Annotated in this window: 27 protein-coding genes and 1 pseudogene; 6 read left to right on the forward strand and 22 right to left on the reverse strand. The window is 65.2% G+C overall.

The genetic code is table 11. The features are described 5' to 3' along the window. Nucleotides 1-6: 6 nt before the first annotated feature. Nucleotides 7-1,494, forward strand: coding sequence for an HWE histidine kinase domain-containing protein (locus HZZ16_RS06335; protein ID WP_197947649.1), 1,488 nt, complete (start codon nucleotides 7-9; stop codon nucleotides 1,492-1,494). On the opposite strand, the gene HZZ16_RS06340 is transcribed toward HZZ16_RS06335, so the two are convergent. Further along, nucleotides 1,491-1,712: a hypothetical protein gene (locus HZZ16_RS06340; protein WP_197947650.1), complete on the reverse strand. Its 222-nt coding sequence runs from the start codon at nucleotides 1,710-1,712 to the stop codon at nucleotides 1,491-1,493. The genes HZZ16_RS06335 and HZZ16_RS06340 overlap by 4 nt on opposite strands. Before the next feature lie 140 nt (nucleotides 1,713-1,852). On the opposite strand from HZZ16_RS06340, the gene HZZ16_RS06345 reads away from it, so the two are divergent. Beyond that, complete coding sequence (locus tag HZZ16_RS06345; protein WP_197947651.1) at nucleotides 1,853-2,110, forward strand: hypothetical protein; 258 nt, start codon at nucleotides 1,853-1,855, stop codon at nucleotides 2,108-2,110. Between the two features lie 262 nt (nucleotides 2,111-2,372). On the opposite strand, the gene HZZ16_RS06350 is transcribed toward HZZ16_RS06345, so the two are convergent. Then, entirely contained in the window at nucleotides 2,373-2,597 is a 225-nt protein-coding gene (locus HZZ16_RS06350) for a hypothetical protein (protein ID WP_197947652.1), read from the reverse strand. A 115-nt stretch (nucleotides 2,598-2,712) separates the two neighbouring features. On the opposite strand from HZZ16_RS06350, the gene HZZ16_RS06355 reads away from it, so the two are divergent. Continuing rightward, on the forward strand, nucleotides 2,713-2,907 hold the full coding sequence (locus HZZ16_RS06355; protein ID WP_197947653.1) for a DUF3072 domain-containing protein: 195 nt from the start codon (nucleotides 2,713-2,715) through the stop codon (nucleotides 2,905-2,907). A gap of 70 nt (nucleotides 2,908-2,977) precedes the next feature. Beyond that, entirely contained in the window at nucleotides 2,978-3,283 is a 306-nt protein-coding gene (locus tag HZZ16_RS06360; RefSeq protein WP_197947654.1) for a DUF6496 domain-containing protein, read from the forward strand. A 6-nt stretch (nucleotides 3,284-3,289) separates the two neighbouring features. On the opposite strand, the gene HZZ16_RS06365 is transcribed toward HZZ16_RS06360, so the two are convergent. After that, complete coding sequence (locus tag HZZ16_RS06365; RefSeq protein WP_197947655.1) at nucleotides 3,290-3,652, reverse strand: hypothetical protein; 363 nt, start codon at nucleotides 3,650-3,652, stop codon at nucleotides 3,290-3,292. 272 nt (nucleotides 3,653-3,924) lie between these two features. Further along, complete coding sequence (locus HZZ16_RS06370) at nucleotides 3,925-5,469, reverse strand: Do family serine endopeptidase (RefSeq protein ID WP_197947656.1); 1,545 nt, start codon at nucleotides 5,467-5,469, stop codon at nucleotides 3,925-3,927. A gap of 205 nt (nucleotides 5,470-5,674) precedes the next feature. Between HZZ16_RS06370 and HZZ16_RS06375 the strand changes: the two genes are divergently transcribed. Next, on the forward strand, nucleotides 5,675-6,511 hold the full coding sequence (locus HZZ16_RS06375; RefSeq protein WP_197947657.1) for a universal stress protein: 837 nt from the start codon (nucleotides 5,675-5,677) through the stop codon (nucleotides 6,509-6,511). Nucleotides 6,512-6,529: 18 nt separating this feature from the next. On the opposite strand, the gene HZZ16_RS06380 is transcribed toward HZZ16_RS06375, so the two are convergent. The 12 genes from HZZ16_RS06380 to HZZ16_RS06425 all read right to left on the reverse strand — a co-directional run bounded on the left by HZZ16_RS06380 (nucleotide 6,530) and on the right by HZZ16_RS06425 (nucleotide 17,741). Next, complete coding sequence (locus HZZ16_RS06380) at nucleotides 6,530-6,742, reverse strand: hypothetical protein (RefSeq protein WP_197947658.1); 213 nt, start codon at nucleotides 6,740-6,742, stop codon at nucleotides 6,530-6,532. 163 nt (nucleotides 6,743-6,905) lie between these two features. After that, on the reverse strand, nucleotides 6,906-7,583 hold the full coding sequence (locus HZZ16_RS38250; protein ID WP_376707553.1) for a putative bifunctional diguanylate cyclase/phosphodiesterase: 678 nt from the start codon (nucleotides 7,581-7,583) through the stop codon (nucleotides 6,906-6,908). Further along, the gene (locus tag HZZ16_RS38255) at nucleotides 7,490-8,287 is read right to left on the reverse strand and encodes a diguanylate cyclase domain-containing protein (protein ID WP_376707551.1); all 798 of its coding nucleotides are present in this window, start codon (nucleotides 8,285-8,287) and stop codon (nucleotides 7,490-7,492) included. Before HZZ16_RS38255 ends, HZZ16_RS38250 begins: the two co-directional genes overlap by 94 nt. Nucleotides 8,288-8,354: 67 nt before the next feature. Further along, on the reverse strand, nucleotides 8,355-8,726 hold the full coding sequence (locus HZZ16_RS38260) for a hypothetical protein (RefSeq protein WP_376707552.1): 372 nt from the start codon (nucleotides 8,724-8,726) through the stop codon (nucleotides 8,355-8,357). Nucleotides 8,727-8,999: 273 nt separating this feature from the next. After that, nucleotides 9,000-9,737 (reverse strand): ribulose-phosphate 3-epimerase, encoded by a 738-nt coding sequence (gene rpe / locus HZZ16_RS06390; protein WP_197947659.1) that lies wholly within the window; start codon nucleotides 9,735-9,737, stop codon nucleotides 9,000-9,002. After that, complete coding sequence (gene cbbX / locus HZZ16_RS06395) at nucleotides 9,734-10,666, reverse strand: CbbX protein (RefSeq protein ID WP_197947660.1); 933 nt, start codon at nucleotides 10,664-10,666, stop codon at nucleotides 9,734-9,736. The genes rpe and cbbX overlap by 4 nt, the downstream gene beginning before the upstream one ends. Before the next feature lie 100 nt (nucleotides 10,667-10,766). Then, entirely contained in the window at nucleotides 10,767-11,174 is a 408-nt protein-coding gene (locus HZZ16_RS06400; protein WP_197947661.1) for a ribulose bisphosphate carboxylase small subunit, read from the reverse strand. Nucleotides 11,175-11,184: 10 nt separating this feature from the next. Beyond that, nucleotides 11,185-12,645, reverse strand: coding sequence for a form I ribulose bisphosphate carboxylase large subunit (locus HZZ16_RS06405; protein ID WP_197947662.1), 1,461 nt, complete (start codon nucleotides 12,643-12,645; stop codon nucleotides 11,185-11,187). A 38-nt stretch (nucleotides 12,646-12,683) separates the two neighbouring features. Beyond that, the gene (fba, locus tag HZZ16_RS06410; RefSeq protein WP_197947663.1) at nucleotides 12,684-13,769 is read right to left on the reverse strand and encodes a class II fructose-bisphosphate aldolase; all 1,086 of its coding nucleotides are present in this window, start codon (nucleotides 13,767-13,769) and stop codon (nucleotides 12,684-12,686) included. 11 nt (nucleotides 13,770-13,780) lie between these two features. After that, entirely contained in the window at nucleotides 13,781-15,799 is a 2,019-nt protein-coding gene (tkt, locus tag HZZ16_RS06415; protein WP_197947664.1) for a transketolase, read from the reverse strand. Between the two features lie 16 nt (nucleotides 15,800-15,815). Further along, nucleotides 15,816-16,691: a phosphoribulokinase gene (locus HZZ16_RS06420; protein WP_035716173.1), complete on the reverse strand. Its 876-nt coding sequence runs from the start codon at nucleotides 16,689-16,691 to the stop codon at nucleotides 15,816-15,818. A gap of 12 nt (nucleotides 16,692-16,703) precedes the next feature. Beyond that, a complete protein-coding gene (locus HZZ16_RS06425; protein WP_197947665.1) occupies nucleotides 16,704-17,741 on the reverse strand; it encodes a class 1 fructose-bisphosphatase in 1,038 nt (345 codons plus the stop codon). Nucleotides 17,742-17,861: 120 nt separating this feature from the next. Between HZZ16_RS06425 and HZZ16_RS06430 the strand changes: the two genes are divergently transcribed. After that, the gene (locus HZZ16_RS06430; RefSeq protein WP_197947666.1) at nucleotides 17,862-18,839 is read left to right on the forward strand and encodes a LysR family transcriptional regulator; all 978 of its coding nucleotides are present in this window, start codon (nucleotides 17,862-17,864) and stop codon (nucleotides 18,837-18,839) included. A 236-nt stretch (nucleotides 18,840-19,075) separates the two neighbouring features. On the opposite strand, the gene HZZ16_RS06435 is transcribed toward HZZ16_RS06430, so the two are convergent. The 6 genes and pseudogenes from HZZ16_RS06435 to HZZ16_RS06460 form a co-directional block, all read right to left on the reverse strand. Continuing rightward, nucleotides 19,076-19,273 (reverse strand): hypothetical protein, encoded by a 198-nt coding sequence (locus HZZ16_RS06435; RefSeq protein WP_197947667.1) that lies wholly within the window; start codon nucleotides 19,271-19,273, stop codon nucleotides 19,076-19,078. 129 nt (nucleotides 19,274-19,402) lie between these two features. After that, a complete protein-coding gene (locus HZZ16_RS06440; RefSeq protein ID WP_197947668.1) occupies nucleotides 19,403-19,822 on the reverse strand; it encodes a DUF4118 domain-containing protein in 420 nt (139 codons plus the stop codon). 136 nt (nucleotides 19,823-19,958) lie between these two features. Continuing rightward, entirely contained in the window at nucleotides 19,959-21,152 is a 1,194-nt protein-coding gene (locus HZZ16_RS06445; protein WP_197947669.1) for an MFS transporter, read from the reverse strand. Between the two features lie 54 nt (nucleotides 21,153-21,206). After that, a complete protein-coding gene (locus HZZ16_RS06450; RefSeq protein WP_197947670.1) occupies nucleotides 21,207-21,827 on the reverse strand; it encodes a TetR/AcrR family transcriptional regulator in 621 nt (206 codons plus the stop codon). A gap of 170 nt (nucleotides 21,828-21,997) precedes the next feature. Next, nucleotides 21,998-22,285, reverse strand: coding sequence for a hypothetical protein (locus HZZ16_RS06455; protein WP_197947671.1), 288 nt, complete (start codon nucleotides 22,283-22,285; stop codon nucleotides 21,998-22,000). Between the two features lie 496 nt (nucleotides 22,286-22,781). Beyond that, nucleotides 22,782-23,736, reverse strand: a pseudogene (locus HZZ16_RS06460) (N-carbamoyl-D-amino-acid hydrolase). Nucleotides 23,737-23,767 lie beyond the last annotated feature (31 nt).

A 23,767-nucleotide genomic window follows, 5' to 3' on the forward strand; every position in this document is an offset into this window, starting at 1 on the left:
CCGCGTATGGACCAGGAAAAGGTCAACATCCTGCTCGTCGACGATCAGCCGGCCAAGCTGCTCGCCTACGAGGTGATCCTGAAGGATCTCGGCGAGAACCTGGTGATCGCCTCGTCGGGCCGCGAGGCTTTGGAGGTGCTGCTCAAGACCGAGATCGCGGTGATCCTGGTCGACGTCTGCATGCCCGAGCTCGACGGCTTCGAGCTCGCCGCGATGATCCGCGAGCATCCGCGCTTTCAGAAGACCGCCATGATTTTCATCTCGGCCATCCAGGTCAGCGACATCGACCGGCTGCGCGGCTACGAGATGGGCGCGGTCGATTACGTGCCGGTTCCGGTCGTTCCGGAGGTACTTCGCGCCAAGATCAAGGTGTTTGCCGAGCTCTATCGCAAGACGCGCGAGCTTGAACGGCTGAACCACGAGCTCGAGGACCGCGTCCGCGCCCGCACCGCGGAACTGGAGGCTTCCACCGCGAAGCTGCGCGAGAGCGAGCAGCGGCGCAGCATGGCGATCGCGGCCGGCAAGATGGGGTCCTGGGACTGGGACTGGATCAGCGGCGATTGGATGTGGGACGAGGGGCAATACCGTATCTTCGGCGTCAGTCCCGAGAATTTCGAGGTCAATCCGGCCAACGTTCAGGCCTTGTTGCACCCCGACGACGTCGACCAGTTGCGCAAGGCGATCGCCGAGTTCAACAAGGGCACGCGCGCCTACGAGACGGAGTTCCGCATCATGCGGCCCGACGGCGAGGTGCGCTGGTGCGTCGGCACGGCGGCCGCGACCACGGACGAGAGCGGTCGCGTGGTGCGCGTCAGCGGCGTTACCGTCGACATCACCGAGCGCAAGCGTGCCGAGGAGCGGCAGAACCTGCTGGCGCGGGAAGTCGATCATCGCGCGAAGAACGCGCTGGCGCTGGCGCAGTCGATCGTGCGCCTCACCAGGGCCGACGAGGTCAAGGCCTATGTCAACGCCGTCGAGGGTCGCATCAATGCGCTGGCGCGCGTGCACACCATCCTGTCGCTGTCGAGCTGGCAAGGCGCCGAGCTCTCCAGGCTGATCGACGAGGAGCTTGCGCCCTATTCTCTGGGCGACCAGATCAAATTGGCAGGGCCCGAAGTTCAGCTGCTGCCGGCGACGGCCCAGACGTTGGCGCTCGCACTGCACGAGCTCTTCACCAACTCGGCAAAGTACGGCGCGCTATCCACTCGATCGGGGCGGCTCGCGATCGATTGGCAGGTCGACGAGGAGCTGCTCACGCTGAGCTGGGAGGAATCCGGCGGTCCCCTGGTCAAGACTCCGAAATCGCGCGGCTTCGGCACACGAAGCCTGCTTGCGAGCATCGAGTCCCAGCTTGGCGGACAGGCGCAGTTCGATTGGCGCGCCGAGGGCCTGCTGTGCCGTCTGGAGGTGCCGTTGACAAGCAAGACCGCGACGGCTGCACCTGGCAAGTTCGACACCGCCGGCTCTGCCGAATTGCAACGCGCATCCGGTTAACCGGACGCTGCGCCGGTCATGCGCTGAGCCGTGCGTGGATCGCGCGCCACTCGCCCTTCGAGCCAGGCTTCCGTTTGGGCGAGATCGCGCAGCGCCCGGGCGTAGCGGCGAGCCGCGCTCCGCTCCGCGCCAAGCGGAAGCTTGCGCGCCTTGCGCAGGATGTCCGCGGCCGCGTTGCGATAGGCTAGCGAGCGGTAAAGAAAGACGACCTTACCCATATCGATGTTCCCGTTTTGCTGGCGCCCATCTTGGCAAGCCCGGCATGAACGCCGGATGAAACGGGCGGTAACAATTCCTTCAGCGGAACGGAACCCGGAGATCACATGCGCGTTGGCGTGACAATTCGGGATGCCGTCCCATGCGCACCAAGAAGTCGTCTGAGCTGATCTCTGCGAGCGGCCTTATCAAGCTGATGACGCATGCAATGATGGGCGCAGCGCTCGGCCTCACTTTCAGCCTCACACTCGTCCTGTCCAATCCAGCCGTCGCCAACCTGCTGAACAATGGCGGAAGCCAGGCCGCGATGGTCTTCGCCGTCACCTTGGTGACGACCTTCGCGATCGGCGCGACGCTCACCGGCGCCGTGTTCATCCTGGCCGAGGACAAGCAAACTTGAAGCGTGCGTGACGCACGGAAGATGCTTCGCTGGGAACTCCTGCCGCGACGTGCGGTTTGCTGCCTGCGTCAATTTAACTCAGGATCCGTCCGGCCAAGGGGCGCCGGCCCCGGCTCCGATCAGGGCGGCACCATGACGAACAAGGGCGGCATGACCAACACCAAATAGGCGCACCTGGAATCATGAAGGGCCCGCAATTGCGGGGCCCTTTGTCTTCCGTCTTTGGGTTCGGTACTTGGCCTTCAGTATCCGGCGCCAACCATCAGCGGCGCTCGGCTGCGCGCGCGGGATTGCCGCCGCCCGTCTTCACGGCGCGAAGGCGCACCCGGTCGCGGACGTTAGGCAGAACGTCGCTGCCGCCGGCCGCCTTCCATTCGGCAATCAAGAGGTTGATTTTCCGGCGCAGGTCCATCTGCGCCAGGGCCCTTTCCGTGCAGTCGCGGTCGCGCTCGACGAGGTCGCGCACCGACGCCTCGACGTCGGCCATCTCAAGCCTCAAGGCTCTGATTTTACGTCGAATTTCATTAATTCGGTTGTCCATGCCTTGTTAGAACAAAATAAGAACATATAGTCAAGTCACGATTTCAGGATGGAGACGCCAGATGCAGGTTCAAGGTAAATACGACGCCAAATTTTTCCTGAGCGAGCAGATGACGCGGGCCCAAGGTCTCAAGCTGAAGCGGCTCAGCGAAGAGGCCTATCAGCCCGGCCAATATGCGCGGGATCTGTCCTTCAGCGAGGCGGCCCGACGCATCCAGGCGCTGGAAGCCGAAATCGAGCTGGCAAATTCCTTCTAATCTCCGCGCGTCCACGCTCCCGGAACCATGGCTGTGCCGAATGGTTCTCCTCTTCCGAGGGAGAACATGCATGGCACGCAAGGCAAAGAAGCGCCGCTACTCACGCAGCTCGGGCAGCGATGTCGCCAGTGAGATGCGGCGTTACAAGAAGGGCACCGCGAAGAGCGGCCGTGGGGGGCGCGGCGGCCGCGTCAAGAGCCGCAAGCAGGCAATCGCGATCGGACTGTCGAAGGCACGCAAGAAGGGCAAGAAGGTCCCGAAGAAGGCTTCGAAGCGTAAGAGCGCAAAGAAGACGTCCAAGAAATCGTCGAGGACGTCGTCCAAGAAATCGTCGAACAAGAAATCATCGAAGCGCAAATCCAAGCGGTCGCGCTGACCCGCCTCAGATCATGCTCCCCGGCATGAAGCAGCGGATCGAAATCCCGAACGCAGTCTTGACCGGCCACACCATCGTGCGGCCAGCCCGGTTGGGCTCGGTGATGACGGCCTCATCCGGCACATCGATCCACTGCCCGTCGAGGCGGACACGGTAGCGCCCGTTGTGCGACTCCCAGTCGGGATCGGCGACGGCGAAGCCGTCCGCATCCGAGCAGCACGGACCGAGATGGCTGCGCAAACTGTCGAACCATGGCTTCAGAGGGGAATTCGCGTAGCGGCCGTCGTCGCGCCCGAGCGCGTTTCCGCCGGAGAGCACCAATGCCGCCACCAGCAGCGCACTCCTGAGCGAGAGCTTCAATCGATCCATATCGGCACCGATCACATGTGAACCACCGGCGAGTTCCACAAAGCGCGGGGAGGCTCGAAGTTCCACGCTTGCAACCCCTTTCGGCGGCGACGTTGCCGCAGAGCACCGAGGCGCCTTGCGAGTGTGATCAGCGAACACGGCTTTTTCGGACGCACCGGGTCACCATCCCTGCCGTTAACGAGAATGTTATCGGGCCTGGTGCGAGCTTGAATGCGTGTGCGAAAGGCGGCCCGAAGGCCGCCTTTCTAGACCTGTAGCGGTCGAGGTTCGCGTTACCCGAGTGGCACCGCGACGAAGCGGGTGGCCTCCGCGCTTCTGACCTGAAGCAGCACGCTGCGCTTGCCCGACGATTTGGCCTGCGCCAGCTCGGAGCGCACCTCGCCGACATTGCTGACAGCCTTGCCGCCGACATTGAGGATGACGTCGCCGGTCCGGATGCCGCGTTGCGCGGCCGGGCCTTGCGGATCAACCTCGGTGACGACGACGCCGTTCTGGCCTGCGCCCTGGACGTCACCGGCGGGCGCCAGGCTGAGGCCGAGGCGCGGCGTGCCGGCACCCGGCTGTCCCCTGCCCTCGTCGGCACTGCCACCCTTGGCCTGCCGCTCGTTCGGCAGTTCGCCGAGCGCCAGGGTCACCGTCTTGCTGTCGCCCTTGCGGAAGACATCGAGCTTCACGGACGTGCCCGGCGCCAAGCCGGCGATGGTGCGGGCGAGGTCGCGGGAGTCCTTGATCGCGGTGCCGTTGACGGCGGTGATGACATCCCCCGCCTCGATGCCGGCCTTCGCCGCCGGGCTGCCCTCCTGCGGATTGTCGACGATCGCGCCGCGTGCCTCCTTGAGGCCGAGGCTGTCGGCGATATCCGACGTCACCGGCTGCACCTGCACGCCGAGCCAGCCCCGGGTAACCGCGCCCTTGTCCTTCAATTGCGCGACGACGAGCTTGGCGGTCGAGGCCGGGATATCGAAGCCGATGCCGACCGAGCCGCCTGAGGGCGAGAAGATCGCAGTGTTCACGCCGATCACGTTGCCGTTCATGTCGAAGGCCGGGCCGCCGGAATTGCCCTTGTTGATCGGCGCGTCGATCTGGATGAAGTCGTCATAGGGACCGTTGCCGATGTCCCGGCCGCTGGCCGAGACGATGCCGGCGGTCACGGTGCCGCCAAGACCGAAGGGATTGCCGACCGCGACCACCCAGTCGCCGATGCGCGGCTTCTGGTCGGAGAATTTGACGAACGGAAAGTCCTTCTTGCCGTCGACCTTGATCAGCGCGAGATCGGTCTTGGGATCGGTGCCGACGACCTTCGCGGTGTAGGTCGTACCGTCGTCCATCGTCACCTGCACGGACTCGGCGTGATCGACGACGTGATTGTTGGTCACGGCATAGCCGTCGGCGGAGATGAAGAAGCCGGAGCCTTCGCCCGTGATCATCTGGTGGCGCTGGCGCGGCATGCCGTTCGCGCCGCCAGGGAAGCGAAAGCCGAACTGCCGCGAGAACTGGTCGAACGGCGTGTCCTCGTCCGAATCCATCCGGTTCTGCTGCAGCATCGCGTTCTTGTCGTTGTCCTGATCGATTCTGACCCGCACCGAGATCACTGCGGGTTTGACCCTGCTGACGAGATCGCCGAAGCCGGGCGGCGTCGCCGCGGCTTCGGCGGCCTGAGCCGGCGCAATCAGGGCGTTGATGCCGTACGGCGAGGTGCCCGGCGCAATGGCCAGGGCAGCCACGCCCAGCGCGGCCACGGTGCCGAGCAGCGCGAGCCGGCGCGGCCGCAAGATCTTGCGAGACGTGGTGATGTCGGAATTGACGCGATCGTTCATGTCGAAATGTCCATGTTGAGCAGGTGTCGCCTTGCCCGCAGCATGGTCGCTGCCACCTTACGGCGTCCCGTCCGTCCGATTAAATCTCGGCAAAGAACGGTTGAGCGGACGCAGCAGGCAATCCGGACGTTTGATGCAGCTCAACACGTCTCTCTTGCGCAGTGAAAAACTGCGCTCCTCGGATGAGGTCCACCGGAGGCACGCCATGTACAAAGACATTCTCGTCCACATTCCCACCGAACGTCCCATGCGTCCCGCGATCGACGGCTCGATCTCGCTCGCGGCGAACCTCAACGCGCATCTCGACGCCGTCGCGATCGGCTATGTCGCCACCAGTGTGGCTTACGTCATGGAAGGCGGCGCGGCGGTGGCGGCCGTGTTCGAGCTGGAACGCGAGCGTGCCGTGGAGCGGGCCGAGGCTGCGCTCGCGGTATTCAAGAGCGAGGCGGCGAACGCCGGCATCTCCTATACCTGCCACGCACTCGGCGCGATCCCGGCAGATGCCGCCGGCTCGCTCGGCGAAATGGCACGGCTGCACGATCTCAGCATCGTGCTCCAGCCCGATCCGGCGCAGGGCTCGTTCGACAACGACGTGCCCAGCGAGATCCTGTTCCAGGCGGGCGGCCCGGTACTGTTCCTGCCCTACACGTTTCGCGGAGCCTTCAAGGCGAACCGGATCGGCATCTGCTGGGACGGCAGCCGCGTTGCCGCCCGCGCCATGCGCGACGCAGCCCCGTTCCTGGCGCGCTCCGCCGAGATCGTGATCATCAGCGTCAACGAGACTGAGGCCGGCGCCGGTGAAGCTTCAGCGAGCGGTCTGGCCAGACATCTCGGCCGGCGCGGATTGTCGACCCGCACAGTCAGCCTGACCGCCACGCGCGCCGACATTCAGCCGACGATCCTGTCGCTGGCGGCCGACGAGAGTCTGGATCTCCTGGTGATGGGCGGCTACGGCCATTCGCGGTTGCAGGAGCGCGTTCTCGGGGGCGTCACCCGCGCCATGCTGGAAGCCATGACGGCCCCGACGCTGATGTCCCATTGATGAGCCCGCCTAGCGCCGTCACGCCGCGACAGGCGGCTCCCATGTCGACGGCCCGGCGGCGTCCTTGTCGCGATGCACATTGCATGCGTCGAAATGCGCCTTGAGCTCGATTTCGGCGAGATATTCGAAATGTTCGGCCTGGCCGAGGAGTTCCCAGTTCTGGAGCGGCCGGTAGGCCGCCTGCTGACGGCAGAGGGACGCCAGCGCCCGGTAGCGACGCACGTTCTCCATGAGACCCTCCCTCGCGTTCACCGGCTTATTGCCCTGATTTGCGTCAGGCCGATGGCGTTTATGCAAAACATTTGCTGCGGGCACAACGCGCCTGAACCAAGTTAATTTTTCGAGAAGCGCCGGTAAAGGATTTTAGTTCCAAACGTCCGCTTGGTGCCGAACGCTAGGCGTAGAGGCGGCGCTCCACGGCGACACCGACCAGGTCGAGATAGCGTTCGATCAGGTCGGGCCGGCCGACGAGATAGCCTTGCATCTCCTCGCAGGCCTCGCGCGCCAGAAAAGCACGCTGGGCTTCCGTCTCCACTCCCTCGGCAATGACCGGGATCTTCAGCGCGTGCGCCAGGCTCAGGACGGCGCGGACAATCTCGGCCGATTGCGGCGTTGCCCCCAGGTTGGAGATGAAATTGCGGTCGATCTTGATCTTGTCGAACGGGAACGACTGCAGATAGGACAGCGAGGAATAGCCGGTGCCGAAATCGTCCATGGCGATGCGGATGCCGAGCGCCTTCAGCCGCCGCAGCAAATTGAGCGCGCGGGTGAAATCGCCGATCAGCATGCCCTCGGTGATCTCGACCTCGAGCCGCGTCGGCGTCAGCCCCGTCTCCAACAGGATCTGGTGGATCGAACACTCGAGATCGCCGGCCTGGAACTGGATCGGCGACAGATTGACGGCGACCTGCAGCGGCCGCGGCCAGGATGCCGCCTCGCGGCACGCCTCACGCAGCACCCATTCGCCGATCTCGACGATCAGCCCGTTCTCTTCCGCCAGCGGAATGAATTGGTCCGGCGGCACAAAGCCGCGCGTCGGATGGTTCCAACGCAGCAGCGCTTCGAAGCCAATGACTCGCCATCCACCCGCGCCTGCGGCTGGAAATAGACGAGGAGCTGGTTCTGCTCGAGCGCCTGCCGCAGGTCGTGCTGCAACAGCCTGCGGTCGCGCAGCTCCTGGTCCATCTCGGTTTCGAAGCAGCGGCCCCGGCTCCTGCCCTCGCGCTTGGCGCGGTAGAGAGCCGAGTCGGCGTTGGCGAGCAGCGTCGCCGCGTTCACGCCATCGTCCGGATAGAACGCGATGCCGACGCTGAGACCTACGTGGGAGAGATAGTCGTCGACCTCGAGCTCCTTGCCGGTCGTCTCGACCAGGCGTTCGGCCAGCGCCAGAACATCCTCACGGCCGGCATCGTCGGGCATCAGGATCATGAACTCGTCGCCGCCGATCCGCGCAACGAACGCGCCTTCGGCTTCCGCCGCAAGCCGGTCAGCCGCCGCCCGCATCAGCATGTCGCCGACAGGGTGACCGAACACGTCGTTGACCTCCTTGAAGCGGTCGAGATCGAGGCTCAGCACGGCGAAGCTGGTCGACGCCTCCTGCGCCCGTTCCAGCCGTTCGTCGAGCGCCGCGTTGAAGGCGCTGCGGTTCGGCAGGTCCGTGAGCACATCATGCTGCGCAAGATGGCTGATCCGCTGCCGGGTGGTGACACGCTCCGTGACGTCCTCGATCACGCCGACCAGATATTGCGGATCCCCGTTGCCATCTGTGATCAGCATTTTCCGTGAATTGACGACCCGGTCGCGGCCTTTGATGCCTCCTCGAGAAGCATCGGCATGCCGCTGGTCACGACGCGTCTATCCTGCTCGTGAACCATGCGGGCCACGTCGGCCGGGAAGATCTGTTCGGGCGTTCGCCCAGCATCTGTTCGCGGGGCATGCCGTAATAGTCTTCGCCGGCGCGGTTGAGCAGGATGTAGCGCGAATCCTTTGCACATTTCGCGAAGACGGCAATCGGGATGTTTTCGATGGTATCGAGGAATTCGCGGGTCCGCAGCAGATTCTGCTCGACCTCGTCGCGCGTTTGCGAGCGTACTTCGATCATCCGCTGACGGTCGCGATCACCGGCCTCGTAGACCGCGCTGACGAACTCGCCCAGCTTGACGAGATCGACCTGTCCGGTGACATCGGTGGCGCAGCGGAGCTGCTCGGCGAACAACCGATGCATGTTCATGCCATCGCTTGGCGCCGCGTGCGGGCTTCATGCCCGCGATGACCGTCGTTCCGCATCCGCGCTCTCATAGCGTTCCTAAACCACAGATTGAGACGCTTAGCGTTGCGCGGTCGTTAATCGATTCTCCGTCTCAGGTGCGTTGGTTACCCGGCCTGAATGAGCCGGTCGATTTGGATGGCATCCTCCGTAGAAATCCGGAAAAAGTGGCGCGCCTTGGCACACCGGGATCACAGCAGCGGTCCGCAGCTGATCCGCAATCTACCGGATGAGCGCACTTTCTCCGGCCCACTTCGGGGGCGCGGAATTATGTTGCAGCTTCTGAGCCCGGCCCGTCTCGGCGGCGATGCGAATAGCCGCGATATTGGCGGCGTATTCGGAAGCGCTCTTGCCGCGAAACACGGCGGAGCCGGCGACCAGCGTGTCGGCGCCCGCTGCAGCCACGGCCGCCGCATTGTCGCGCGTGACACCGCCATCGACTTCGAGCCGGATCGGCCGCTCGCCGATCATGGTCCTGATCCGCCTGATCTTCTCGATCTGCGATGCGATGAAGGATTGGCCGCCAAAGCCCGGATTGACCGTCATCACCAGCACGAGATCGATACGATCGAGCACATACTCGATCACCGCTTCCGGCGTCGACGGACAAAGGCTGACGCCAGCCTTGCTGCCGAGCGAGCGGATCGCCTGGAGCGAGCGGTCGAGATGCGCACCCGCTTCGGCGTGCACCGTGATGATGTCGGCTCCGGCCTTTGCGAACGCCTCGAGATAGGGATCGGTCGGCGCGATCATCAAATGCACGTCGAACGGCTTCTTCGTATAGGGGCGGATCGCCTTGATGACGTCGGCACCGAAGCTGATGTTCGGCACGAAGTGTCCGTCCATGACGTCGCAATGGACCCAGTCGGCCCCAGCGGCATCGATCGCCGCGACCTCTTCGCCGAGGCGCGCGAAATCCGCCGCGAGGATCGATGGAGCAATCATGATCTCCTTCGTCATGGCACCGCACTCCGTGCATCCGCACTGCCGCTGAACACGCGGCTCGTGAGGACGTCCATGGCGTCGATGGTTTCGAGGTCGGCGACATCGAGCATGCGATCGAGATCCGACACAAGCCGATCGGCCTGCCGCAGGCGGATGCGGTCGACGGCGTTGCGGATCGAGCGCGCGTTGGAGAAGAACGGCTGGGTCCGGCGTAGCGCGATGTATTTCTCGAACGCCTCGCGCGCCGCAGCCGAGAAGCGGTAGCCGCGCTCCTTCAGCATCAGCTCGGCGATGACGAGCAGCTCGGCCTCTGCATAGTCAGGAAATTCGATGTGGTGGGCGATGCGCGAGCGGAAGCCGGGATTGGAGGCGAAGAAGCTCGTCATCCGCTCGCCATAGCCGGCGAGGATCACGACCAGGTCCTCGCGCTGGTTCTCCATCACCTGGAGCAGGATCTCGATCGATTCCTGGCCGTAGTCGCGCTCGTTGTCGGGACGATGCAGGTAATAAGCCTCGTCGATGAACAGCACGCCGCCCATCGCTTTCTTCAGGATCTCTTTGGTCTTCGGCGCGGTGTGGCCGATATACTGGCCGACGAGATCGTCCCGCGTCACCGAGATCACCTGTCCGCGCCGCACGAAGCCGAGCCCGTGCAGGATCTTGGCCATGCGCAGCGCGACGGTGGTCTTTCCCGTTCCGGGGTTACCGGTGAAGGACATGTGCAGCGTCGGCGGTGCGGAGGCCAATCCAGCACGCTGCCGGATACGTTCAATCAACAGCAGCGAGGCGATCTGGCGCACGCGGCTCTTCACCGGCTTCAAACCGACCAGCTCCTGCTCGAGCTGCTGCAGCGTGTCGGTGATCCCGGCCGCTTCGGCCTCCTTGCGAAGATCGAAATGGGTCTCGTTGTGTTCGGTCGTCGTTGCGTGGGGCACATCGAGCATCGGAGCCTCGAAAAAAAAGGGCTTCGCCGCGTGGGAGGCGGCGAAGCAGTTGGTCCGCCAAGGATGCGGAGCAGGGAGAGCTCCGCGCGGAAGCGGATAGTTAAGTCGACGCGTGCGCGGCCTGCCGGCGCACAGTGGTGTAACGGATCGCGCGGCCGCCGATCTCCTGTCGCACCAGTTCGAACTCCGCCTCTCGCGGCGGCCGGTTGACGAGGAATGAGATCCGGACCGATTCCCAGCCATGACTGGAATCGAAGCCGCTGATCCGGATGTAGCGATCGCGATAGACCCTGCGGCATTCGGCGAGCTCCATCATCACGCCGGCAGCGTCCTGGAGGTCGAACATCGGCAGGCCCCACATCTCCCAATAGGTGTTGCGGGGATGCGGATCCTCGGTGAACTCGATGTTCACCGCCCAGCCATTGGCGAGACAGTACTGCACCTGGCTGTAGATCTGGTCGTCGGTCAAATCGGGCAGGTATGAGAAACAACCCTGGGTCAGCTTCATGTCAATCTCCTCAGACGGTTTCCAGCGCCGTCGGCACGAAGTCCGGCGTGTCGGTGGATTGATAGTTGAAGGTGACGTCCTTCCAGACCTCGAGCGCAGCCTTCAGCGGCGTGCAGGACTGGGCCGCCTTGGCCAGGATCTCCGGCCCCTCGTGGACATAGTCGCGGCCCTCATTGCGGGCGAGGATCATCGCTTCCAGCGCCACGCGGTTGGCGGTCGCACCGGCCGCAATGCCCATGGGATGGCCGATGGTGCCACCGCCGAACTGCAGCACGACGTCCTCGCCTAACAGGTCGAGCAGCTGGTGCATCTGCCCGGCATGGATGCCGCCGGAGGCGACCGGCATCATCTTGTTCAGGCTGGCCCAGGACTGGTCGAAGAACAGGCCATGCTCGAGCTTGGCCGGGTTGAAGTCCTCGCGGCAGACGTCGTAGTAGCCGCGCGTGGTGTTGGGATCGCCTTCGAGCTTGCCGACCACCGTGCCCGCATGGATGTGGTCGACGCCCGCGAGCCGCATCCATTTGGCGATGACGCGGAACGACACGCCGTGGCTCTTCTGCCGGGTATAGGTGGAATGGCCGGCGCGATGCAGATGCAGGATCATGTCGTTGCGGCGCGCCCACTTGGCCATGGACTGGATCGCGGTGTAGCCGACCACGAGGTCGATCATCACGATGACCGAGCCGAGTTCTTTTGCGAACTCGGCGCGCTCGTACATGTCCTCCATCGTGCCCGCGGTGATGTTCAGGTAGGTGCCCTTCACCTCGCCGGAGGCGGCCTGCGCGCGGTTCACCGCCTCCATGCAGTAGAGAAAGCGGTCGCGCCAATGCATGAAGGGCTGCGAGTTGATGTTCTCGTCGTCCTTGGTGAAGTCGAGCCCGCCCTTCAGCGCCTCATAGACCACGCGGCCGTAATTGCGGCCGGACAGACCGAGCTTCGGCTTCACGGTCGCGCCGAGCAGCGGCCGGCCGAACTTGTCGAGCCGCTCGCGCTCCACGACGATGCCGGTTGCCGGCCCCTGGAAGGTCTTCACATAGGCCACGGGAAAGCGCATGTCCTCGAGCCGCAATGCCTTCAGCGGCTTGAAGCCGAACACGTTGCCGATGATCGAGGCCGAGAGGTTGGCGATCGAGCCCGGCTCGAACAGGTCGAGATCATAGGCGATGTAGGCAAAGTACGAGCCGGGCGAGCCCGGAACGGGATCGACGCGATAGCACTTGGCGCGATATTTCTCGGCCGCGGTCAGGCGATCGGTCCACACCACGGTCCAGGTCGCGGTCGAGGATTCGCCTGCCACAGCAGCTGAGGCCTCGATCGGGTCGACGCCGTCCTGCGGCGTGACGCGGAACAGCGCGATGACGTCGGTGTCCTTCGGCGTGTAGTCGGGCTCCCAATAGCCCATGCGCTTGTATTCCATCACGCCGGAGCGATAGCGCTCTTTGCCGCGGACCGTGCCTGCATGTGCGTTCATGTCTCTCTCCTGCTCTCTTATCTGCTTTCTCTGATCGACTAGGCCGCCACGGGCTCGCGGGCGTCGATGCGCGGGTCGAGCTCCCCGACGCGATAGCGCCGTGCCATCTCGCTCATCGGAATGACCTTGATCTTGCTGGCGTGGCCTGCGGTGCCGAACTGCTCGAACCGCTCGCGGCACAATTCGCGCATTGCGTCCATCGCCGGCTTCAGGAACTTGCGCGGATCGAACTCGGAGCGCGCTTCCGCCGCCACCTTCCGGAACACCGCGGTCATCGCCAGCCGGCAATCGGTGTCGATATTGACCTTGCGCACGCCGCTGCGGATGCCGCGAACGATCTCCTCGACCGGCACGCCCCAGGTCTGCGGCATCTCGCCGCCGAACTGGTTGAACATGTCCTGCAGCGGCTGCGGCACCGAGGAGGAGCCGTGCATGACCAGATGCGTGTTCGGCAGCCGGCGGTGGATCTCCTCGACCACCCGCATCGCCAAGATATCGCCATCCGGCTTGCGGCTGAACTTGTAGGCACCGTGCGAGGTGCCCATCGCGATGGCGAGCGCATCGACCTTGGTGGCGCGAACGAAGTCAACGGCCTGATCCGGATCGGTCAAGAGCTGGTCGTGACTGACCTTGCCTTCGACGCCGTGGCCATCCTCCTGTTCGCCGCCGCCGTGCTCGAGCGAGCCGAGCACGCCGAGCTCGCCTTCGACGGAAGCGCCGACCCAATGGGCGAGATCGACGACGCGGCGCGTGATGGCGACGTTGTAGTCATAGTCGGCCGCGGTCTTGGCGTCGGCCTTGAGCGAGCCGTCCATCATCACCGAGGTGAAGCCATGGGCGATGGCGGAAGCGCAGGTCGCCTCGTCATTGCCGTGGTCCTGGTGCATGCAGAGCGGAATGTCGGGATAGGTCCGCTCCAGCGCGTCGATCATGTGCGAGAGCATGAGATCGCCGGCATAGCTGCGCGCGCCGCGCGAGGCCTGGATGATGACCGGCGCATCGACCGCAGCCGCCGCCTGCATGATCGCGATGCCCTGCTCCATGTTGTTGATGTTGAACGCCGGCACGGCGTAACCGTGGCTGGCAGCGTGATCGAGCAATTGGCGAAGGGTGATACGGGCCAAGGGTCGTCCTCCTATTGGCTCTTGCGGGCGATCGCCCGGCGGGCGGCTGCCGCAATGCTTTGCGGCGTGATGCCGAATTCGCGGTACAACACCGGCGCCGGCGCCGAGGCGCCGAAGCCGCGCATGCCGACGAATTCGCCGTCGGCGCCAATCCAGCGATGCCAGTCGCCGGCGACAGCGGCCTCGACACCAACACGCGGCGCGGTGCCGAGCACGGCGGCGCGGTAATCATCCGGCTGCTCCTCGAACAGTGCGAAACACGGCGCTGAGACCACGGCGGCGCGAACGTGCTCGGTCGCGAGCAGGCGCGCGGCTTCCAGGGCAATCGAGACTTCCGAGCCGGTTGCGATGAGCGTCACGTCGCGACCGCCATCCGGCGAGACGACGAGATAGGCTCCGTTCGCGACGCGGTTTCTGCCGCGCACATCGCTGCGGAATGTCGGCAAGGCCTGACGCGACAGGCATAGCACTGAGGGTCGATGCTCCGCCGCGAGCGCGCAATCCCAGGCCTCCAGCGTCTCCACGGCATCGGCGGGGCGGAACACGAGCAGGTTCGGAATCACGCGCAGCGCCGCGAGATGCTCGACCGGTTGATGTGTCGGTCCGTCCTCGCCGAGGCCGATCGAATCGTGCGTCATCACGTGGATGACGCGCAGCCGCATCAGGGCCGCAAGCCGGATCGCGGGCCGGCTGTAGTCGGAGAACGCGAGGAACGTACCGCCGTAGGGGATGAAGCCGCCATGCAGCGCAAGCCCGTTCATCGCGGCGGCCATGCCGTGCTCACGGATGCCATAGTGGATGTAGTCGCCGGCGAACGCACCGCTCTTGACCGGCGCCTGCGCCTTGGCATGCGTCAGGTTCGAATGGGTGAGGTCCGCGGAGCCGCCGACCAGGCCGGGAATTGCTCCTGCGATTCCCTCGAGCACCTGTTCCGAGGCCTGCCGCGTCGCCAGCTTCGGCCGCTCGCTGGCAAAGCGCTCGCGCAATTTCGCCGCGGCCAGCGCATAGGCAGCGGGCAGAGCCACGGCCTTGCCCTCGACGAACAGATTACGCTGCTCGGGCGTCGCGCGTTCGTAACGATCGAGCCAGGCGAGGCGGTCGACTTGCCCGCGCTGCCCGATCATCCGCCACGCCTTGAGCACCGGAATCGGCACGACGAACGGCTGATAGTCCCAGCCGAGATTCCGGCGCGCCGCCGCCGTCTGCTCGGTGCCGAGCGGCGCGCCATGCGCCTTCTCCGTGCCCTGCCTATCAGGCGCGCCATAGCCGATGATGGTGCGACAGGCGATCAGCGACGGCTTTGCGGTCTCCCGCTCCTCCGCTATCGCCTGCGCCACCGCTTCGGGATCATGCCCGTCGACGCGGCGGACCGACCAGCCGGAGGCAGCGAAGCGCGCGAGCTGGTCGTCCGACGTCGCGAGCGAGGTCGGCCCGTCGATGGAGATGCCGTTGTCGTCGAACAGCACGATCAACCGGCCGAGCCCGAGATGGCCGGCCAGCGAGATCGCCTCCTGGCTGATGCCTTCCATCAGGCAGCCATCGCCCGCGATCACATACGTGAAGTGATCGACGAGCCCGTCGCCATGCCGCGCATTCGCCATGCGCTCGGCGAGCGCCATGCCGACCGCGGTCGCGATCCCCTGCCCCAGTGGTCCTGTCGTGGTCTCGACACCAGGCGTGTGCCCATATTCGGGATGGCCCGGCGTCTTCGAGCCCCACTGCCTGAAGGCCTTGATGTCGTCGAGGCTGACGTCGCCGCCGGTGAGATGCAGCAGCGCATAGAGCAGCATCGAGCCGTGCCCCGCCGACAGCACGAAGCGGTCGCGGTCCGGCCAGTTCGGATGCGCCGAGTCGAACTTCAGGAAGCGCGAGAACAGCACGGTCGCGACATCAGCCATGCCCATGGGCAGGCCAGGATGGCCGGACTGCGCTGCCTCGATGGCGTCGACCGCAAGGAAGCGGACGGCATTGGCGAGATCGTTGTGCGTGACCGCATTGAGGTCGGCTTCGGCATGGACGGAGATGTTCATCGGAGTCTCTCCCTGTTCACTTCAGGCTGCGCTTGCGCTCGATCAGCTGCATGATCAGCGGAGTCAGGATCAGCTGCATCGCAAGGTCCAGCTTCGCACCCGGGCACACGATCGAATTGGCGCGGGACATCCAGCTCTGCGGTAGCATCGAGAGCAGATAGGGGAAGTCGATACCGCGCGGATTCTTGAAGCGGATCACCACCATCGATTCGTCCGGCGTCGGAATCCAGCGCGCGATGAACGGATTGGACGTGTCCACCGTCGGCACGCGCTGGAAGTTGATGTCGGTCTCGGTGAATTGCGGGCAGATGTAGTGGATGTAGTCGGGCATCCGCCGCAGGATGGTGTCGGTGACGGCCTCGGTCGAATAGCCGCGCGCGCTGCGGTCGCGGTGCAGCTTCTGGATCCATTCCAGATTGATGACGGGCACGACGCCGATCTTGAGGTCGGCATAGCGCGCGACGTTTACCTTGTCGGTGACCACGGCGCCGTGCAGGCCCTCGTAGAACAGCAGGTCGGAGTTCTCCGGCAGCTGCTTCCAGTCGGTGAAGGTGCCGGGGGCGGCGCCATGCAGCGCCGATTCCTCGGCATCGTGGACGTAGTGGCGCGTCACCGCGGTGCCGGTCTCGCCGTAGTCGCGGAAGGCGCGCTCCAGCTCCTCGAACAAATTGGTCTCGGGGCTGAAATGGCTAAAATGCTTGTTGCCGCGCTCGGCCTCCTTCGCCATCTGCGCACGCATCTCGGCGCGATCGTAGCGATGAAAGGCGTCGCCCTCGATGTAGGCGGCGTTGACCTTCTCGCGGAAGAAGATCTGCTCGAAGGTCTTCTTGACCGAGGTGGTGCCGGCGCCGGAGGAGCCGGTGATCGAGATGATCGGATGCTTCCTGGACATGGGACGCCTCGCTCAGAGCCGGAAGAATCCGCGCCGCGCGAACAGCGGCGCTGAAACGCTGGCGACCAGCAGTGGATCGCAATGCAGCTCCTCGACGCGCCGCACCTCGTTGGTTGAACCCATGATCAACGGCACGCGCTGGTGCAGGCTCTGCGCTGACAGCTCAAGGATGCGCTCGCGCCCGGTCGAGGCCGAGCCGCCGGCCTGCTCGATAATCATCGCCACCGGGTGCGCTTCGTAGACGAGGCGCAGGCGGCCGTCGCCGTAGCCGGGCCGCGCATCGGATGGATAGAGGAATACGCCGCCGCGGGTGAGAATGCGATAGGCCTCCGCGACCAGCGAGCCGATCCAGCGCATGTTGAAGTCATGGTTGGCCGGCCCTTCGACACCGGCGAGGCATTCGTCGATGAAGGCGCGCACCGGCGGGTCCCAGTGCCGGCGGTTCGAGGCGTTGATCGCGAACTCCTCGCAGGCTTCGACGATCTGCACGGCGCTGCGCGCGAGGCGGAAGCAGCCCGCGTTGCGGTCGAGCGTGAAGATGTCGACGCCGTCGCCGAGCGTCAGCACCAGCGAGGTCTGCGGGCCGTAGGTGACGAAGCCCGCTGCGAGCTGCGCCGAGCCGCGCTGATGGAAGACCAGTGAGAGATCGTCAGGTGCCGGCAGGATCGAGAAGATCGTGCCGACGGTCATGTTGATGTCGATGTTGGAGGAACCATCGAGCGGATCGATCGCGATGCAGATGCGCCCCTGACGATCGACGATCTGGGCCTCGCGCATCTCCTCCGACGCCAGCGCGGCGATCGGCAGCCGGCTGAGGCAGCGGCGCAGGATCGCGTCCGCCTGGACGTCGAGATCGCGCTGGAGATCGCCGTCACTGTTGCGCCCGGTGGTCAGGCCCGAGGCGTCGGCGAGATCGCCGCTGGCGATGAGATCGGCAATCTCGATGGCCGCGGCCGCGATGGCATCGACCGCGGCCGCCACTGCCAACGCATGCGGCGCGGTCTCGCAATACCGTTGAAGGTGGTCGTCCAGCCTGAGTTGCCCGGTCATCTGCGTCCATCCCCTTTGCCGGTGCCGCACCCATTCCCTCCCCGGTGGAGGCAGGTCGCGGTCAGTGCCGGCATCAGGAGATTGACAGGGGCGGCTTAATAAGGAAAATTTCTATTCATAATGGCTCTCAAAGAATTTTCTTATAATGGCGCCAGCCATGCAGCGGCCCAGCTCCGGCATCTGACGATCCGGCAGCTGCGCTCGCTCGCGGCGCTCTCGGCCAAGGGCAGCGTGACGGCGGCCTCCAGCCATCTCGGGCTGACCCAGCCGGCCGTGACCCAGCAGCTGCGGCAGTTGCAGGACCTCGCCGGCTTGCCCCTGGTGCAGCGGACCGGCGACGGCATGCTGCTGACGGAAGCCGGCAGGGAGGTGCTGGCGCTGGCCGAACGGGTCGAAGCCGCGATCACGGATTGCCAGGGCGCGCTCGACCTGCTCGCGGGGCGGACCGGCGGCACTGTGCATCTCGGCGCGGTCTCGACCGCGAAATATTTCGTGCCGCATGCGATCGCGGCGTTCTCCAAGCGCTACCCCAAGATCGAGATCAAGCTCACCATCGGCAATCGCGAGGAGATCCGCGAGGCCATGCACGGCTACGACCTCGACTTCGCGGTGATGGGTCGGCCACCGGCCGACGTCACCGTCGACGTCCGCCAGCTCGGACGCAACCCGCACATCATCGTCGCGCGCAAGGGTCACTGGCTGGAAAAGGATTCCGGCCTCAGCCTGACCGACCTCGTGCACGAGACCTTCCTCACCCGCGAGCCCGGCTCGGGCACGCGGACGCTGATGGAGGGCATGTTCCAGAAATCGGATCTCGAGCCGATCATCGGCATGGAGATGAGCAGCAACGAGACCATCAAGCAGGCGGTCATCGCCGGGCTCGGCATCGCCTTCATCTCGGCCCACACCGTGGCACATGAGCTCGCCGAGGGCCGGCTCGTCGTGCTCGACGTCGCGGGCCTGCCGATCGTGCGGCAATGGTACGTGATCCGCCGCAGCGACAAGGTGCTGCTGCCGCCCGCGCAGGCAATGTTCGATTTTCTCGGCTCGGAAGGCTCGAATTATCTGCCCGACGTGCCCGAGCTCGGCGGGCGATAGCCGGCCTTCGCTCAGCTCATCAGCTTCATGGCGAGCGTCGCCGCCAGCACCACGATGATCTGGAGCAGGCGCTCCGTCGTGAAGATGCGGTTGAAGGTGGTCATCGCGTGCCCCGGCCGACGTAAAGAATGTCTCGGCCGTTGCTAGCACAGAAGGATGCGGAGACAACTCCGTAATTGCCCGTGGGCGGTCGCGCCTTCGGCGAGCCGGTTCAGGGGCGCGCCGATGGCCGGCGATCAGGCCGCGAGCGGGGCGGCGTGGTCCGTGCGCGAGCCAAAATAGGCTTCCAGCTCCGACAGCGCCCGCGCTTCCCACTCGCTCGCCTGCTCCAGCAGCGACCAGCTTTGGCCCGGGCGGAATGCTGCGGTCTGGCGATAGAGCGATGCGATGCCGCGGTAGCGGCGCACGTTCTCCAGGATGGCGTGACCGTTCATGTCCGAAAACTCCCTCGTCATTCCCGCGAGAGAAACTGCGGCCAAATCTTTTTCGAAAAGTTAGCGGCGCGCGGCAAGTTCGCGGATGGTTGCTGGACTGTTGCGCGGGCGCAACGCGCGCGGCGCGATCTATTGCGGATTCGTCGCCGCGCTCTCGCCCGAACGCTTCAGCCCGCCGCTTCTGACGATCGTCATTGTCGCGCGGCAGAGATCGGCGAGGCCGATCAGGAGGACGGCAAGAAGGCAAAACAAGTTGATGGAATCGGCATTCGCGCTGGTCAGCGCGTTGAACTCGAAGGCGGGCGGGATGAACGCCCACCACACCAGCGGCACGGTGAGCAGCGCGGCGAACGCCGCGGCCGGTGCGCCCGTCATGAGCGCAAGCACGAACAGGCCGGGCAGGAACGCTGCGAAATAGAGCTTTGCACCGAGCAGGACGCAAATGCCCTGAACCACGGCCGACACCGCGACGACGGCGAGCCCGAGCAGAAACGCCTGCCACGACCACGGCCGTATCCGCGGTACGCCAAACAGCCCCGCACGCTTCATCAGCCTCCCCCTGCCGCCCGTTAACCAGGTGCGGTTGCGACGAAAGTACTACAGCCGCAACCAATCCGCGAGATGGAAATTGCGTTATCGCAAGGTTGGTGAACGGCTCGCATCGCACCGTGTTGGCGACCGGCCGCTACTCGGTCACCGCGTAGAGCAACCCCGCGACAGGCAAAGCAAGGCCAATGGCCGATGCAAGCGTCCAGCCGCCCTGTGCGAACGCCCAGGCTCCGATCGCGGAGCCGGCCGCGCCGGCGGCGAAGAACGTCGCCATGTAGAGACCGTTGAGGCGGCTGCGGTGCTCGTGCCCGAGCGCGAAGATGGCGCGGAAGCCCAGCACCACGTTGCCCTGGACGCCAATATCGATCGCAATCGCGGCCACGACGAGACAGGCGAGATTGAGCATCGAGCCGGGCGCGCCGATGGAGGTCACGAGGAAGCCGGCGCCCGTGAGCAGCATCGCGACCAGCGTCGCGATACGGCTATGGCCGCGGTCCGCGAGGCGCCCGGCGATCGGTGCTGCGAACACGCCGGCGACACCGGCCAGTGCAAACAGCGCGATGCCGCGCTGGGAGAAGCCGAACTCGCCGGCGAGTTGCAGCGGCGCCACCGTCCAGAACAGGGTGAAGGCGCCGAACAGGCTCGCCTGGTAGAGCGCGCGCCGCCGCAGCAGCGGCGTGGCCCGCACCAGATGCGGCATCGATAGCAGCAATTGGCCATAGTGCAGCCGAGTCACCGGCTTGCGCTTCGGCAGCGTCATCCAGAGCACGGCCGCGAGCACGATCATCAGCGCGGCGGAGCAGAAGAACACAGCGTGCCACGACAGCAGGGCTGTGACGAAGCTCGACACCGGCCGCGCCAGCATGATGCCGAGCATCAGGCCGGTCGAGACGTTGCCGACGACGCGGCCGCGGATGGCTTCAGGGGCCAGGTGCGCCGCATAGGGGATGATGATCTGCACCGCGACCGAGCCGAGGCCGATGAACAGTGCGGCGAGCAGGAACGGCAGCGCATGGGTTGCGAAAGCCGCGGCGAGCAGCGCCGCGGCGCCGAGCATGATCACCGAGCAGATCAACGCGCGGTTCTCGACGAGATCGCCGAGCGGCACGATCAGCAGCAACGCGGTGCCGTAGCCGATCTGCGTCATGGTGACGATCAGCCCGCTAGCTGCATGCGACAGGCCAAGCGCGGCGCTGATCGGGGCGATCAGCGGCTGCGCATAATAGATGTTGGCGGCGACCATGCCACAGGCCGCGGCAAGCACGAAGGTCAGGCGCTGCGACACCGCATCCGGCCTGGGCGCGCTCTCGATCGTGGCATTCATGGTCATTCGCATCGACTCCTTATCAATAGGGAATGATGATTCCCTATTATGACGAAAAATTCAGGCGAGCAGCTTCATCGCGACGCCGACGAGGCGCTCGCCCTCGAGCGGCACGCGGGCCTTGCCGACGACGCGCAGGCCTTGCGTGATGCAGATCATCAGCCGCGCGGTGTCGTCGGCCGGGACATGGCGCGGAATCGAGCCGTCGGCCTGGCCCTCGCGAATGAGGCCGGCGATGAAGCTCTCGTTGCTCTTGAGCTGCGCATTGACGCGGGCTCCAACGACCGGATCGACCGCGGCCAATTCGACGGCGCTGCCGACGACGAGGCAGCCGCGCCGCCCATCGCTGCCCCTGGAACGTTCGACATAGGATAGCATCACGTGACGGATTCGCTCGCGGCCGTTCGCACCGCGCGCCGCCGCGTTGCAAGTCTGCTCCTGGCTCAGCGCCGCGTAGCGCTCGAAAGCGGCGAGGAACACCGCATGCTTGTCGCGAAACGCCTTGTAGATGCTTCCCGTGGCGAGCCGCATCGCCGCACTGAGGTCGCCGATCGAGGTGGCATGATAGCCGCGCTCGCGAAAAACGCGCACGGCGCGGTCGAGCGCGGTGTTCATATCGAATTGCCGGGGGCGGCCGGGCGGACGTGCGGCAGGCCGGGAGCGACGGGCGATCTTTTGCATTGCGGGATAATAGGGAATGGACGTTTCCGAATAAAGACACTTGGTTGTGATTGGGTGGTTGATCGGCGATCGTCTTGCGGTAGGTGGGGGCCGGCTCTGCAGCGCACGGTCGAAGGGACGCTGCGTCCGGGGCACGAGAGCGGAGCCTTGCGCGCGCACTCTCCTCCTCGTCATTGCGAGCGCAGCGAAGCAATCCAGACTGTCACCGCGGAAAGATTCTGGATTGCTTCGCTGCGCTCGCAATGACGGAGCAAGGGGCGACGCAGCAAACTCTCCAACGTGCATTGCAGATACGCCTTCGCATTCTCGCGACGCATTTCGCCCGAGCTTTGCTTGATCTCGCCGCCCTCACGTTCAAGGGCGCAGGGAAGACCGGGTGCCGGCGGCACCCGCGGTCCGCTGCGCGAAATGCACACGCAGGAAGAACCGCACAGCAGCATACAGGTGAAGCCCAACACACGGCCTTCCCTGCGCGATGGTCGGACGGCTTATGCCGCGCTCTCCCGGGAGCCGAGTTCGTTCTGGCCTCCCTCACTCCCGCAAGAGTCACCGACACCGCGCCGGTTGACGCAGATGCCGCATTCGCCAGAGCTTGACCGTAGCAACGACGGCCAGGACCACACGGTTTTGCCGTACGCGCGGTTCGTTGGCGCCGCAGGGTTCGACGGATTTGTGCACGTTGCCATCGAAATGCCGGCGCGACGAACCTGACAGCGCCGCTCGTCCATACGGAGCCTCGAACTCACGGAGAGCAATCCCCCCTGCCCTTGGCCTCTCGTACACGACGCTGCCGCGTCCACCGCAAGCCCGGCTCGCGACAATGACGACCGCATGGTCGCCCCTCAAGATTGAGCCGGGATGGGCGAGACATACGATATTTCCGAATTTCGGTAAAGCGGAATGTTTTCGCGCCGGCGGGTTGACAGCCCGGCGAAACACCCCGGTCCGGCAGCATCACCCCTTCACCGGCGTCCCATCCGCCATGATCGTCACGCCCTTCCGCTCGACGATCATCCCGTAGGCGCGCGGCTGGCGGTGGACGTCGAAATTGAAGGTAGTGCGCTTGTAGGAGTTGCAGAGATCGAGATCGCAGCGCGCCAGCGCGATCTCGTCGCCCTTTGTCGTGCAGGCCGCGATGATCTCGCCCGACGGCGCGATGATGCAGCTGCCGCCGATGTGGTCGACGCCTTCCTCGATACCGGCCTTGGCGACGCCGACCACGAAGGTGCCGTTCTGGTAGGCGCCGGCCTGCATCACCAAATGATTGTGGAACAGCGAGAGATCGTCATGCTCCGGCGCGGGCGGATTGTGCACGGGCGTGTTGTAGCCGATCAGCACCATCTCGACGCCCTGCAGGCCCATCACGCGATAGGTCTCGCTCCAGCGGCGGTCGTTGCAGATCGCCATGCCCATCACGCCGCCGAAGGCATCGACCACGCCGAAGCCACTGCCGGGCTCGAAATAGCGCTTCTCCAGATGCTGGAATTCGCGCCACGGCTCATGCTCGGCATGGCCGGGCAGATGCACCTTGCGATATTTCAGGACGATCGCGCCGCTCTTGTTGACGAGGATGGACGTGTTGTAGCGCCTGACTAGCCCGGCCTCGAGCGTCAGCTCGGCATAGCCGAGGCAGAAGCCGATGCCGAGCTCGCGGGCAAGATCGAACAGCGCCTGCGTCTCGGGGCCCGGCATCTCGCGCTCGAAGAAGCTGTCGATATTGGGCCTGGTCCTCGAAGTACCAGCGCGGAAAGAACGTGGTCAGCGCCAGCTCGGGATAGACGATCAGGTCGCAGCCGCAAGCCCGCGCCTCGCGCATCAACGCCATCAGCCGCGCCACCACCGCAGTCCTGGTCTCGCTCCTCGCGATCGGGCCGAGCTGGCCGGCTGCGATGGTCACAATTCTCGCCACGCGTCTTCCCCATTTTTATGAGTGCCCCGGG

The sequence above is a fragment of the Bradyrhizobium glycinis genome (assembly GCF_016031655.1).
In the GTDB taxonomy this organism is placed as follows: domain Bacteria; phylum Pseudomonadota; class Alphaproteobacteria; order Rhizobiales; family Xanthobacteraceae; genus Bradyrhizobium; species Bradyrhizobium glycinis.